Raw genomic sequence first — 14,155 nt, forward strand, 5'->3', positions numbered from 1 at the left:
TCTGACCCAACATAGAACCATGAGCGGGTCAATTCCCACGGCTGGTCAACTCCCACTGCTCGGAAGTGCACTTGAGATCGGACAAAACCCATTTCAATTTCTCGAAGAGGCACCAAAATCGTATGGCCGTGTATTTCGCGTCTCAATTCCCGGGCTATCGTTCGTCTGCTATGCCGATGCCGACCTCGTGAAACGAGTGCTCGTTGAGCAATCAGACCGGTATCAAAAAGATCCTCGTGAACTCAACGACCTTGGTAAGCTACTCGGAGATGGATTGCTCACTGCGTCTGGCGAAGATTGGGAACGCGGTCGTAAGCACGTCCAGCCTGCATTTTATCCAGGCAAGCTCACCACATATGCGCTCGATATGCTTGAGCAAACACAACACCAACTCAGCGACTGGAAAGACGGCCAGCGAATCGACGCGCATACCATAGCGACGCAACTCACACTATCCATCATCGCGACAACGATGTTTGGCGCTGACGGTATTGAAGAAACAGATGTGATTACCACCGCTGCAGATGCTATCACAGAGCGGTTCAAGCCATCGAAACTACCCGTGGAACTCCCACTCTGGGTGCCGACACCAACGAATCGCCGGTATCAGCGTGCAACCGATGATCTCGACGACGTCATTGACGAAATCCTTCGGCGACGACGAGAGCCAGAAAACACAACGTGTACCGATGAACGGACTGATCTCTGTTCGACGTTACTATCGGCCGAAGAAGCAGGGTTGCTTTCAGATACTGAAATCCGTGATCACCTTGTGACAATGCTGTTTGCTGGCCACGAAACGACTGCGATTGGGCTGACATACGCTCTCGGATTGTTAGCGACCAATCCTGAGCAACAAGAGAGGGTGATCAACGAAGTTCGAAAGCCCGAGAGTCTTTCACCGCAAACGAATCTCCCATACACTGACCGTGTGATCCGTGAAACCCTCCGACTGTATCCACCTGCATATACGCTCTTTCGCCAAACAGTGACCGCAGATACAGTTGCCGGGTACGATATCCCGGCGGGAACTCGGGTTGTCCTTCCTCAGTGGGCGATCCATCGCAGCGAGCGCTACTATGACGACCCACACGAATTTCAACCCGATCGATGGACAAAAATGTCCGAGACACACCCGGAATTCGCATACTTCCCGTTCGGAGGTGGTGAGCGCCAGTGTATCGGGCGTCGGTTTGCACTCCTCGAACTACGCCTCACGCTTGCGACACTGCTCCGATCGGTTCGATTTGAAGCAACATCTGAAACAGAGTTGTCGCCGACCCCTGCGCTTACGTGCCGTCCGAGTGAGCCGGTGTGGTTACGAGTGCGACGGGAACAAACGGGTGAGTAAGGCCATGGTGATAAGAATTGGTCGGATGCTGTCGAGCCGATTCTCTATGCATTGAGAGAGCCAATCTCAACTTCTGAGAGGAACGGAAGACGAGACTAGAGTCGATACAGCGGTTCCAGATGCACGATTTTAGCTGAACCAGCGATTCGAACCGCTTCAGACCCCGGTTTCGATGTTCATTCTAGTTAGCAATCTAACTCTCTGAATCCACATAATGCGCGTATTCTTAGAGCTAAGCAGCGTATACGACCGTCGGAGGGACATTCTCCATGAGGTCTGCATCGAAAGTTGGTAAGAATCCGCTTAGCTAATTTTGCATATCATTTGAGGAGCTCTGAATAGAAATGAAAGATAATTATTTTCGTTTATATCTCTCGAAGGTCCTCTGAAACCGGTTTCGGAGATCTGAATCGAAAACCGATGAGAAGCATTACAGATTCACCTCTATGCCGACCGCCTCAACCGGTTCGTAGGGTTCTTCGAGATATTCAACATCACTCTCGGAAAGATCGAGTTCAACTGCTTCAACAGCATCTTCGAGATGTTCAACACTCGTAGTGCCATAGATCGGTGCGGTCACGCCCTCCTTCGAAAGCTGCCACGCGAGACCAATCTGCGCCATCGACACATCGTGGTCGTCAGCGAGTTCTTGCACTCGTTCGTTGATTTCGCGACTCGCGTCGGAGTTGTGCAGGGCTGCGGCAGGCCCTTCGTCGCGTACTTCATCCTGTTCCTCGTGAGGTCGGGCGAGGTAGCCACCACCGAGGGGGCTCCACGAGAGACGTCCGATATTCTTGCTCTCACACAACGGGTTCATTTCACGCTCTTCCTCACGGTAGATGGGACTATACTGGTTCTGCATCGTAATGAAGCGTTCGAGGCCCAATCGATCACTAGTATAAAGCGCCTCAGCGAACTGGTGAGCCCACATTGAACTCGCACCGATGTATCGGGTTTTGCCGCGTCGCACTGCGTCGTCAAGTGCTCGAAGGGTTTGCTCGATGGACGTGTTCTGATCCCAGCGCGCGATCTGGTACAGATCAACAGTTTCCATACCGAGTCTATCGAGGCTGTGATCGAGTTCCTGCTCGATGGTTTTGCGCGAGAGACCACCCGAATTGGGGTCGTCGTTCATCGGGATGAAAGACTTCGTGGCGACAACCAGCTCATCACGGTCGTACTCGGAGAGAGCGTTGCCGAGAATCTCCTCGGATCCGCCGACCGAATAAAAGTTCGCGGTGTCGAAGAAGTTGATGCCGAGTTCGATCGCACGATCGATCACCTCGGTAGCCTGCTCCTCGTCAACGGTCCACGGTGCGAACAATTCGCCGCTGCCCGACCCGCCAAAGCCCATACAGCCGAGGCAAATTCGACTGACTGTCGTTCCTGTTTCGCCGAGTGTCGTATACTCCATGGTGCACTCTTAGATGAGGCCGCAAGCGACATATATTGTCGAGTATTCAACACGATACTAAGTTCGCTGGTCGAGACTAACTCCAATGTTCCGTACTTTTGGGAGAGGCGTGCTGAAAGCTGATGGGCGGGGTAAGACCTATGAATGCAGAAAGCGGACCAAAGAGCTATGAAAGAGAGGCAGCACCAAGCCAGTCAAAGGGAGTCAATCATCAAGGAGGGACAAGAGATGTTCGACTTCTTCGGCAAATCGCATATGATGAGGCTTGCAGCATTGTTTGCCAAGTCGCAGTCTCCGTGGAGATTCAATGAAATTAGGGACGAGACCGGAATCTCTCAGACTACGCTCTCAAATCGGCTTACCGAGCTCGTCGAAGAGGGTCTCATCGTTCGTCGTTCGTACGATGAGATTCCTCCACGCGTCGAGTACGAGGCAACGCAGAAACTTCGAGATCTCGGACCGATTCTCAAGGACATCTTCGCGTGGTGGCGAGACGTCGATTGACACGAGAGCATGCGTCCCTCTCTCGCTAACGTATCGATGACATGGACGAAAGCCCGAATTAGATTTCATAGTGGCTTCTACGGAGAAATACGATAGCCATGTCGTATGCATCGAGAAGACGAATCTCATCTACTGCTTGAATCCAGGAAGCTCACCACCGTTTCGGAGGATGGCTATTTTCGCGTGTTTCTGGGGCTTTCCGTGGCTCGAACAGGCCACATTGGTGGCGCATTAACTACCTTTCCAGAGAAACGTCATCGAATACGCGAAAGCAGACCAAAATTTGACCTCTCGCAGAGTGTCGCCACTCACAACAGGCAGTCCGAGCTAGTGTAGAGCGCTAGTCAGGTGGGATTAGTGCTAAGTAAACCAACTCAACACACTCACCGGCGTTGCAGATACAGATGTTCTCAATGCAGAAGCGGGCCAAGTCGGTCCACAAGTACTCTGGGAAAGCATTGGATCCGTCATGGAGCAGGTTGCTGACCTGGCTGGTGGGATGCACGATGACACCGATGGACCATCAGATCAAATGTATCTAACGTTCGAGCTTACGGATAGTGATACTCTCATCGGGCACCAAGGGGAAAATTACTCTTTGTCCACGCGCCAGCCATCAATCGCGGGGACCAAGAGGGTCGTAGGCAGTTAAGCAAGGGGCGACCGATCTCGTTCTACTAGCGAGCGAACCTGCTCATGATCCTGCAATGTGGACCTCAATCCGACATGGCGGAGTAGTCGGGGTCAGTCCTAACATGGCCATCTGGACCTCACTAAACGCCCCCGCTGATTGATAGCACTTACGCGCATGCGATCGCTGCCGGATTTTTTAACAAAAGTGTAACGTCAACAAGACACGCATCTAATCATCCTCCGAAACTTGTCTATTCAGCCATCGACTCTTCGATCGCGGAGAAGAGTCCATCCTCGGTTAGTGGTCCATCGTATCGGTTTCCATTGATGAAGAACGTTGGCGTCCCGTTAACGCCGCTGTGGATACCGTCCTTGAAATCCTCGCCAATTCGTTGCTGATATCGGTGTTCTTCGAATACGTCCCGCTCGAACTCGTTTGTATCCAATTCCAATTTTTCTGCATATTCACGTAGATCATCGTCTTCGAGCGCATTCTGGTGTTCATACAGGAGGTCATGCATCTCCCAAAATTTTCCTTCTGTGTCTGCAGCCTCGGCGGCTTCCGCCGCACGTAGTGCGTGCGGGTGCATCTGTTTTAGCGGGAAATTACGGAACACGAACTGAAGTTGTGACCCTAATCTGTCTTGGAGCCCTTTTATCATCGGATACGCCTGACCACAGTACGGACACTCGTAATCTCCGTACTGGACTACCGTGACAGGCGAATCCGATGGTCCCTGAGTATGATCCGTCTTATCGACCGATCGTCTTAGGACGGACGTATCTGAAATCGCCGTTCGATCGCTCATGTTTCGTCTCCTTCGTCCATCCCTTCGAGCGCCTGAAGAATACCGCTCGCTCCCGGATTGACACCGATCGGTGAGACGTAACTCCACTGGATGGCGCCGGATTCATCGATGACAAAGAGCGCACGATTCGTGGTCCCCTCTTCTTTTCGATATACCCCATACGATTTCGCGACTTGGCCCTTCGGTTCGAAGTCAGCGAGGAGCGGAAACCGAAGATTCCGGTCGTTCGAAAACGATTCGTGACACCAAACACCGTCGACAGACACCCCCAATAATTGTGCGTTAAGCGTTTGAAATTCATCGATCAGTTCGTTGTACAGCGTCATCTGATCACCACAGACCGGACTCCAATCGGCAGGATAAAACGCGAGGATAATTCGTTGTCCACGAAATTCGCTCAACGAAACCGTTTGGTCTGGCGTCGAATACAGCGTAAACTCAGGAGCTTTTGCTCCCGCTTCGAGTGCTTCCGCTGGAAACTGTTTTTCGTCACCGTCAGTTAGACCACAGGTAGTGAACTTCTGCTTGTAAGCGGACTTGTGCATGAGAATCAATCTCGAGACCCCGTAAGCTAGTATCCCACATATCGATTGCGATGAAGTGTACAAATTGCGGACTGATTACTGAAAATGTCTCAGACGCACCCCAGAAGCGGATATCCTTCATTCATTCCGGTTTTCCAACTAGCTCCGTGTTGTACTCCCGGGCAAGCGCCGCAGCGTTCTCTAGTTGTTTGGAAGATGAGACTACAGTAGGAATAGAGACCCGAAATGAGCGATTTAGAGCAAATTACTCCCTACAAGCGCTTCAAGCTGAATCCCAGAGGCCCTTTCTGATCACTTCTCTAATCTTTCACCGAATTACTGACTAGTCGAATCAGCGCTGCCGTTAACTACCTGGCGCTCACCGCCACAAAATCTGTTCTAACCGAGTCCAGTTTGCTTCAGCAGCGTAAGAACCGTGTTTGCCGCCACCACCGGAGACCGTGTGTATTCGCCAACCAATTTGGTTCATACAAGGAGACAAACAGCATGTCAAACCGGATAAATTAGGTTGCGTCTCTGCTATGGAGTAGATCTTCCCCTTCAGGAGCAAAGACGTCCCGAGTCTTTGACTGTAGTTCATTATGTGAATCGCATAGAGATCTCAAACAGGGCCAAGATCGGTATAGGTCCACCGTTCAGATATTAATCCGTTTTCATCGAAGTGATGGAGATCGGCAAACCCGAATTCGATATGCTCACCCTTGAGCATACCTTCAAATCGTCCACGAACTACGACTGACCGATCGTCTACATGGAGTTCGTCGACAGCATGAGAACCCTCACTAATAGGACGATGATTGAGATAAAATTCTTTGAAATCTTGGAAACCCTGAATCGTCGGTTGACCGGATCGATGGTACACAATCTCGGGAGCATAGAGATCAAACAACGACTCGTACTCTTCTGCATCAACGTACTCGTAATACGATCGAATCACCGTTTCAAGTTCCATAGTGGGCTCTTGTGCATTAGCGTAGATTAGTTTTCTCTAAAAAGGACTGTATACATCAAACGCGGCGATTTTAACTTCTGCTCAAATCACTATCCCGAAATACTGTCTTAGCCGATGTTGATTTGTTCAGTAGGGTCAAAACCGTGATCGCCGTCACAACAGGCGATCGCATGTATTCGTCGGACAATTCACGCCATACTAACACCGCTCCTCTCAAATTACCACTGACCGGAACTTTATGTCTTAACGTTTGCTTCAATGCTGTATGGAATATGACTGCTCATTCCTCACGAACCTCAAGTTGGACGGTGAGGTTTCCCAGAGTCATTCCGATCTGGGGAACCACGCGGGGGACTTTGGCACCCGAGAAGCGGACGAAGTCGAACCAGACGTTGTTGTCTTCGCCGAATCAACTGCGGACGTTGCCGCAGTCGTGAAAGCTGCGAACGATCACGGTGTCCCAGTCACTCCGTATGCTGCAGGAACGGGACTAGAGGGAAACGCCACACCGATCGCCAGTGGTATTAGTCTCGACACAACGCGGATGGATGCTGTCCGAGACATTCGGCCTGACGACCTCCAAATCGATGTGGAAGCAGGAATCATTGGCGACGAAGTGAATGAGGCGCTTGAGCGGTACGGATTGTTCTTCCCGCCGTTGCCGTCTTCCGGTGCGATTTCTACTATTGGGGGAATGATTGCTACCGACGCGTCCGGCCAACGGACCGTAAAGTACGGAGAAGTTGCTGATTGGATACTTGAACTAGAAGTGGTGTTGGCTGACGGATCAGTCATCGAAGCCGGAAGTAAAGCGGCAAAGACGTCAAGCGGGTACAATCTGAAAGAACTCCTCATCGGCAGCGAAGGAACGTTAGGCATCATCACCCGAGCAACCCTCGAACTTGCTGGGCGTCCCGAACAGGTCAAAGGTGGCCGTGCTGTCTTTCCAACGCTGAACAACGCTACTGAGGCGATCTCCGATGCAATCACGTCGGGTGTAGACGTGGCTAAAATAGAACTCATTGACGACCAGACCGCAATGCTGGCCAACGAATATGCCGATGTCGATCTACCGAAACAACCAATGGTGTTTGTGGAATTCCACGCCAACCACGGCATTGAAGAGGAGATCGACTTTTGTCGTACCATCTTTGAAGGGCACGACCTCGACCGGATGGAAATTGCTTCGGGTGAGAAGATGGAACGGCTCTGGCAAGTTCGAAAGGATATCACCTACGCCGCCGAAGAGCACGAACCTGATCTCGACATTGGGCCACCTGGCGACGTGACTGTCCCCATCAGCCGATATCCTGAGATGATCGCGGAGGTTGTTGCCGTCGCTAAGGAGTACGACTTCTTTATTCCGTGCTTTGGTCACGCTGGAGATGGTAATCTACACTACTTTGTACTCGCTGACTACGACAATCCTGACGAGGCTGCCCGCGCTCGCGAGGCGTATGCGGAACTCGTTGAACGTGCCATCGAACTCGACGGAACCGCAACCGGCGAACACGGCATCGGAATCGGGAAACAAAAATTCATGGAACAGGAGCACGGTACGGCCGCGATCGATGCGATGCGAGCAATCAAACGTGCACTCGATCCAAAGGGAACACTGAATCCTGGAAAAATCATCCCGTCCGAAAAATCTGTCGAAGACGGTCAATAGTCAGGGTCAACATAGAGACACCGACTCTATCAGTCTGTTCCTGCTGTACTGTGATCAGTTTGTGGTTTGTGATTATCGTCGGTTTTGCGAGCGAAATAAGTCGCGAGCGTGGGGCCGACGATGAGCATCCAGACGCTGAACAGTGCAGGAAGGAGCGCTGTCAGCGGACTGAAAAACGCAACTGCGAGCGCAGTCGCCAATCCCGAGTTTTGTAGCCCTACTTCAAATGTACAGGCACGAATTCGATCCTCTGGCATGTTTGCTGCGTGCCCGATCGCATACCCAGAACCAAATCCGACCGTATTATGGATGATCATCGCAGCGACCGCTATCGCACTCACGGAGAGGATATTCTCGGCGTTGAGACCAACCACAGCCGAGACGATAACGACAATAGCGATCACGCTAATCGAGGGAAAGACGACTAAGCTAGTCTCTGCGGCGGTCGGTGCCTTTCGTTCCATCAGCTGACGGATTATGACACCTGCGACGACGGGAATGAACACTACGAACAAGATCTCCTGAAACATTTCGGCGAATGTAACCTGTACATCCGCGCCAGCGAGAAAGAGTACCCACGCTGGCATCACAATCGGGGCGACGATAGTGGTTAATGACGTGATCGCAATCGAGAGTGCAACGTCTCCCTTTCCTAAATACGTCATGACGTTCGACGACGTTCCGCCCGGAGCAGCCCCGAGGAGAATGATACCAATTCCGATTTCTGTAGGCAGATTGAAAATTTGTACCAAGAGGTACGCCGTAATTGGCATGATCGTCCATTGTGCGAGCGACCCAATGACTACATCTCGTGGCCGGTCAACGATTCGTTTGAGATCGACCGGCGTCAGTGTTAGCCCCATCCCAAGCATAACAACACCCAACAACGGGGAGATATAGCTGCCAATCCATGTGAATAGCTCCGGCTGATAGAGCGCTAACAACGAAGCGACAATCACCCAGACGACGAAATATTTGTTTATAAAGTCAGAAGCGTTCTCTAATTTTGATAAAGATGTCATAGTCTCGTTATGCTCCGTTAGACCTGTTAGGCTGATTCCGGAGCCGGAGATAGAGCGTTTGAATTGATTTGGCCTCCCGGAGCATGCAAGTTTTCACAGATACCAATAAGAACTGGTGTGGTTTCAGCTGAGTATGCATTAGTAACGAACCTATACAGGGATTTAGCTGATCAATTTTTATAATTAACTATTAAGGCAGTATATTCAAGTGGATCATATTCTCTCCAATAAGACGGACCGTACTGTAGCCTTAGACACTCCAAGTGGTATGAGTCGCGACATCATTCAATAGTCGTATTAGACAAGAGACAGTCCTCAAGAAAAGGATAGAGATACTGGGCCAATCCGACTCTTGATCGGACGGTTCGCATTGCCACTTCCAAGGTTCTCAATAGGTCGATCGGTGAACCCGTCGTCACTGACTGGCACGAGTTTGCTGTGAATGCCATCAGACGGATACTCAACACGGTTATCAAACATGAACAGCGGCTGGTCTAGATGAACCATGTTGGCCTGGTTGAGGGGTTTATTGGCACGTCTTCCTGGACGATTATCCCACAGTGATTCCATTCGAATTGGACAATGCTCATCGAAGAACTTGGCAAAATCACCCTGGCCCAATTGTTGTTCTCACCGATGCCTACCGTCAACTAAGATTACACTGTCGTAATTAACGCCCGAACGTGAACCGTAATCACGCTAGACCCGTTCTCCAACCATTTTCCACCTCGAAAGTTCGGTGAGAAAAGTGAGAATAATTACACTCCACAGTAGCCGACCGTTCGTTCCGCATCAAAGGGGAGCGCAATTTGCGCCCCCCTTGTCATCTGTGGAAGAGTACTCCGGAACTGCTTCGGGGCAAGATTACGCCCCGCGTTCGAGGGATAATTACGACAGTGTAATTATCGCGTTTCGTCACCTCCCTGTTCGAGTGCAGCCCGTGACTGTTCGGCAGCGAACTCACGGAACTCGTCTGCGTCAGCAATCAACCGAGCAGCCTGTCCACCCCGCTCGCCGGGTTCGAAGCGAACGAGGTTACCCTCGTCGTCCCACTCGCCTGACGCACTCACACCACCGTCTCGCCGAGTGTGACGCGCCAGCATTTTCATTGACCGCTGCACTGTATTTGTGTTCGGATCATGAATCCCGGCACGATGTTCCAACCGACGACGGCATGCCGACGAATCAAGTTCGAGCTTCCCGCCTTTCGTCTTCTGTGCTGATTCGATGAACTCGCGCCAGAGGAACGTCATCCGATGCTTGTTCCCCGACAGAGGCGAGTCGGTATCCTCCCGCTCAGCGGCCAGTCTCGCGGCCGTCTTTCGTTGAATGTCGAGGTCGTGAGTCACATCCGAGTTGATGAGGTCGCTTACGTCCACTCGGTCGTGTTCGATGTCCTGGAGCCGTTGCTCGTGATTCTCGAACACACGCGTCGTCACGTTGTCGACCCGTGTTTCCAGCGCGTCTGTGGAAAACGTCCATTGTTGGCGGATGTGTGCAATCGCGGCGTCGGCCACGGCCTCGGCGCGGTCGGCCCGATCGTGTGCGTCGGCCAGTTCTTCCTTGACTTTCTTATGATCTTGCTCGAGCGTCTCGACGTGTTGCTGAAGCGATTTGGTCTGCTCAGCCTGCTGCTGGATTACCGCCCACATCGTTTCCCGGCTTGGGGGCTCCTGCTCTGCCGTGACCGCGTTCGATGTGTTCGGCTCTGGCACATCCATCCCAATCGCAGCGGCAAAGTCGTCGTCTAATGCCGTGTTCGCATCAATTTCGTCGGGCGACAGTCCGATCGACATCAGCACTCACCTCCGAAATCCGTCGTTCTCATTGGTGTTCCCCCAATGGTGGAAGTCCAAGATCCTCGGGTGATAGCTCTTCCAACTGATTCGCAACAGATGACATTCGTTGTTGTTCGGGATCGTATAGCTCGTACTGGATCAACCACAGGCGAGCTGTTGTCTGAGATACGTTGAAGTGAGCAGCGGTGCCAGCGATTGTTCCTGCCTGCTCGAAGGCAGCTCGCAACTTCTCTGGATCACGGTACGGATGCTGCTTGAGTTCGTTGGCTGTCGTCAGCGAGGAGACGCGCTTTGAGAGACTGTCAGAGGATGTGGAGGAGTCCGTCGACGACGAACTCGGATGATTCTGCTTCGAAGACATTGCCCACTGATCTAGGCGGCACTGCGCGTCCGATGGCGGGGAAACTTTACAAGAACTGGATTCGTAGTTTCGAGTACTCTGGGACATGATCATAGACTTGTAACTGGGTCATGCTACGCCAGAGACGGTCGGTGCGCCCGCGAACGAGTGCTTAGATCCCACAGACGTTCGCTGCTTTGCGCACCGGCAGCAGTTATCCCGAGAGCCATGCGGTTGGCGTATGCCGCCCGACAACGTCAACTGACGAGCTATCCAAGCGAGTGGGTCGGGAACTCACCTCCGGCGTGGCTATTGCTTCTCACCGGGATGTATTATTTGCACCGCCGTTTACGACGTAAAATCATATGAAATGTTTTAGAAACACAGCAGTATTTCCCACTGGGTTATTAAAACAGGAATGAACGACAAAAAGGACTTCTGAACTACCTAGCAGTCCTATTCGAGCAATATCTCGGAAGCAGGCCGTGCCTTCACTCGATAGGATTCATACAGCTCTAACCCCCAGTCAACGAGCTGGTCGCTCGAACTGATGATCATCGCAATATGCCGTCCACTTCCTACCTCGTTGTATGCTGCAACAGCGACCTTGCGATCGTCGTAGAGTCCAATTCCGAGCGTCTGGGGCCTTTCCATCACGAGCGGCCGATAGTTATCGTACCTACCACTCTTGACTGCATACCGTGTCGCTCTACTGGCAGCTGCTTCTTTGGCCGTTGGCCAGTCCAGAATGGCCTCCGATTCGATGCCGAGTTCCAGTAGTCCGCGATAAGCTTGAAAGAGAACGGGGTTATAAACCGAACAGAGGCATCGGAATTGGCTGATGTTTCGGTCATACAGTTTGAGACACGTTTCGAGAACCGACGCTGGATTGCGTGGATTAGAAACGACGAGGTCAGCATCAACGAGTGCTGCGACTGGGAACGTAGCAGCATCCAGCGGAAGTCGCTGCAGCCACGGTGCTTTTTCGATGAGTTGCTCAACGGCCGTGCACAGTTCACCGTACGCAAAACAGACGTCCTTTCCTGTGGATGTGATTCGTTGAAGACCCCCCTCGTCAGAGACCCATTCGTACTCAGCAAAGGTCGCAAGAATACGCCGAATCGTCGATTGAGACGGCAAATCACTCGAAATAGTCTGTAGCTCACTCAGTCGATACGGGTGCTTCGTAAGCGCCTGTAAAAGGATGAATGGATGCGCAGATCGGGAGAGATACGAGAGGGCTTCGATGGAGATTGTCTGCAGACAGTTTTCGATTACCTCGAGAAACAAGAGGCCACCTGCAGTCACCTTTATCCCATCCTCGTGACCGTTCACTAATCCCTGTTCCTGGAACGCAGTGAGATGAGGGGAGACAGCTTGGCGAGAGACATCGGCAGTGTTCGCAACTGCAGTTTGTGTCGTCGGGGTAGGAAGCTCCCTGAATGCACGTAAAATGGCCAAACGCGCTGATTCGACCGTCTCGCTAATGACGGAGCGAACGTCGAGGTCTTCATCAGTGAGAGGGTGTCGTACAGTGACAGTCACGGTTTGGCACCGGTGATGCACGTTCGATTTCCCGTTCTAATATAGGATTTGATTTGGGCTGAGATAATTGTATGATGTTCAGATTAATCACAAAGAATACGAAAACAGGCGACACTAATCGGCTAAATAGCTTATACAATTGTCATAGCAACGCAATCAGGTTGTAAGATGTAGAATTGAGTCAGTGGCTTTATCTGACTCCTCGATTGTTGTGGGTGTATGAATCCGGAACCGCGGCAGCCTCCCTCCCCGTCCGGTCTCCCGGTCCTCGGCCACACTCTCGATTTCGCTCGCGATCCATTCGAGTTCACGTACAATGCAATCGAAGAGTGTGGCGATATCTATCGGTTGGTTCTTCCAACCGAAGAAATCTATGTGTTAGCCCACCCCGAATTTTTTAGACAAGTCTTGATCGATGACGTTGAGGCATTCGGTAAAACAGAGGATTTCCAGATGGCGTTCGGTCAAGGAGTGCTCGCTACCGAGGGCGATCAATGGCGCCGACAGCGGAACATTCTCCAACCATTGTTTCACCGCAAGCAAGTCGCTGGCTACGGAGACTACATGGTTGAGGCAACACAGCGTCGTCTCAAGACATGGTCACCAGGCGAAACATGCGATATCGAATCGGAGATGAAAAATCTCACCCTCGAAATCCTCTTTGCGACACTCTTCGGCCGTGAGCTAGCACCAGGAGAAGGGAACGAACTCCGAGCCGCATCAGATGGTCTCAATAGCTGGTTTGCACCAACGTCCTGGTTGCTACCGAATTGGGTCCCGACACCGTCACGCCGCCACTTTTCCGAATCAAAGGAACAGCTTCGATCAGAAATTCGCAGACTGCTTTCTGAACATGGTGAAAAGTCAAAGCCTGACAGTCTCCATCAAGAAACACTCTTATCAAAACTTGCAGAGGCTCGTGAAGCGAGCGGTCAGGATCATCTGAGTACCGAGGAAGTCGAAGGACAGCTACTCACGATGCTCTTTGCAGGCTATGAAACGACTGCGGCCGCTCTTGGGTTTGCTTGGTACGCATTGGCCCAAAATCCCGAGATTCAACAAGCGTTTCACGAGGAACTCGATGCAGTACTAGACGGCAATCCACCGACACATGCGGACATCACTGACTTAGAACTCACACAGCGGATTGTGACCGAAACACTTCGTATGTACCCGCCGGTACACACGATTCCTCGCCAAACAACACAGGATGTGAACGTCGATGGATATCGAATTCCAGCGGATACACAAGTTCATCTCCCACTGTTAGCGATCCACCGCGATGAGCGATTCTATGACGATCCGTCGTCATTCCATCCAGATCGGTGGACAGGTGAGTTTGAGGACTCGCTACCTGACTACGCATTTATTCCATTCGGTGGCGGACGTCGGACGTGTATCGGGCGAGAATTCGCGACACTGGAAGCAACGCTTGTGTTAGCGACGATCGGTCAACACTGGACGCTTGAATGGATGGGAAAAGAAGCAGTTTCAATCGAACCAGAAATGACGATGAAGACAAAAAATGGGCTCCCGATGCAACTTCGGCCGCGGTAAGTATACTCGTCGGCT

The 14,155-nt window shown here is 51.7% G+C and carries 11 protein-coding genes; 4 read left to right on the forward strand and 7 right to left on the reverse strand.

What is annotated here, in order from left to right:
- Positions 1 to 19: 19 nt before the first annotated feature.
- On the forward strand, positions 20 to 1,351 hold the full coding sequence (locus LJF34_RS25415; RefSeq protein ID WP_231188889.1) for a cytochrome P450: 1,332 nt from the start codon (positions 20 to 22) through the stop codon (positions 1,349 to 1,351).
- A gap of 430 nt (positions 1,352 to 1,781) precedes the next feature.
- On the opposite strand, the gene LJF34_RS25420 is transcribed toward LJF34_RS25415, so the two are convergent.
- The gene (locus LJF34_RS25420; RefSeq protein WP_231188890.1) at positions 1,782 to 2,765 is read right to left on the reverse strand and encodes an aldo/keto reductase; all 984 of its coding nucleotides are present in this window, start codon (positions 2,763 to 2,765) and stop codon (positions 1,782 to 1,784) included.
- 168 nt (positions 2,766 to 2,933) lie between these two features.
- Here LJF34_RS25420 and LJF34_RS25425 point away from each other — a divergent pair, with 168 nt between their 5' ends.
- Positions 2,934 to 3,269, forward strand: coding sequence for a helix-turn-helix domain-containing protein (locus tag LJF34_RS25425; RefSeq protein WP_231188891.1), 336 nt, complete (start codon positions 2,934 to 2,936; stop codon positions 3,267 to 3,269).
- A gap of 884 nt (positions 3,270 to 4,153) precedes the next feature.
- Here the strand turns inward: LJF34_RS25425 and LJF34_RS25430 are convergent.
- The 3 genes from LJF34_RS25430 to LJF34_RS25440 all read right to left on the reverse strand — a co-directional run bounded on the left by LJF34_RS25430 (position 4,154) and on the right by LJF34_RS25440 (position 6,208).
- Entirely contained in the window at positions 4,154 to 4,711 is a 558-nt protein-coding gene (locus LJF34_RS25430; RefSeq protein WP_231188892.1) for a DsbA family protein, read from the reverse strand.
- Complete coding sequence (locus LJF34_RS25435) at positions 4,708 to 5,256, reverse strand: redoxin domain-containing protein (protein ID WP_231188898.1); 549 nt, start codon at positions 5,254 to 5,256, stop codon at positions 4,708 to 4,710. The genes LJF34_RS25430 and LJF34_RS25435 overlap by 4 nt, the downstream gene beginning before the upstream one ends.
- 601 nt (positions 5,257 to 5,857) lie before the next feature.
- Positions 5,858 to 6,208: a nuclear transport factor 2 family protein gene (locus LJF34_RS25440; RefSeq protein ID WP_231188900.1), complete on the reverse strand. Its 351-nt coding sequence runs from the start codon at positions 6,206 to 6,208 to the stop codon at positions 5,858 to 5,860.
- Between the two features lie 265 nt (positions 6,209 to 6,473).
- Between LJF34_RS25440 and LJF34_RS25445 the strand changes: the two genes are divergently transcribed.
- Positions 6,474 to 7,877 (forward strand): FAD-binding oxidoreductase, encoded by a 1,404-nt coding sequence (locus LJF34_RS25445; RefSeq protein WP_231188902.1) that lies wholly within the window; start codon positions 6,474 to 6,476, stop codon positions 7,875 to 7,877.
- A 29-nt stretch (positions 7,878 to 7,906) separates the two neighbouring features.
- On the opposite strand, the gene LJF34_RS25450 is transcribed toward LJF34_RS25445, so the two are convergent.
- The 3 genes from LJF34_RS25450 to LJF34_RS25460 form a co-directional block, all read right to left on the reverse strand.
- On the reverse strand, positions 7,907 to 8,899 hold the full coding sequence (locus LJF34_RS25450) for a bile acid:sodium symporter family protein (RefSeq protein WP_231188904.1): 993 nt from the start codon (positions 8,897 to 8,899) through the stop codon (positions 7,907 to 7,909).
- A 902-nt stretch (positions 8,900 to 9,801) separates the two neighbouring features.
- Positions 9,802 to 10,695 carry a hypothetical protein gene (locus LJF34_RS25455; RefSeq protein ID WP_231188906.1) on the reverse strand — a complete coding sequence of 298 codons (894 nt, stop codon included), beginning with the start codon at positions 10,693 to 10,695 and terminating at the stop codon, positions 9,802 to 9,804.
- Between the two features lie 799 nt (positions 10,696 to 11,494).
- On the reverse strand, positions 11,495 to 12,373 hold the full coding sequence (locus tag LJF34_RS25460) for a hypothetical protein (protein ID WP_231188908.1): 879 nt from the start codon (positions 12,371 to 12,373) through the stop codon (positions 11,495 to 11,497).
- Positions 12,374 to 12,802: 429 nt separating this feature from the next.
- On the opposite strand from LJF34_RS25460, the gene LJF34_RS25465 reads away from it, so the two are divergent.
- A complete protein-coding gene (locus LJF34_RS25465) occupies positions 12,803 to 14,140 on the forward strand; it encodes a cytochrome P450 (protein WP_231188910.1) in 1,338 nt (445 codons plus the stop codon).
- Positions 14,141 to 14,155: the final 15 nt, after the last annotated feature.

Origin of the sequence: Haladaptatus sp. DYF46, from assembly GCF_021083305.1 — an archaeon.
Classification (GTDB): domain Archaea; phylum Halobacteriota; class Halobacteria; order Halobacteriales; family Haladaptataceae; genus Haladaptatus.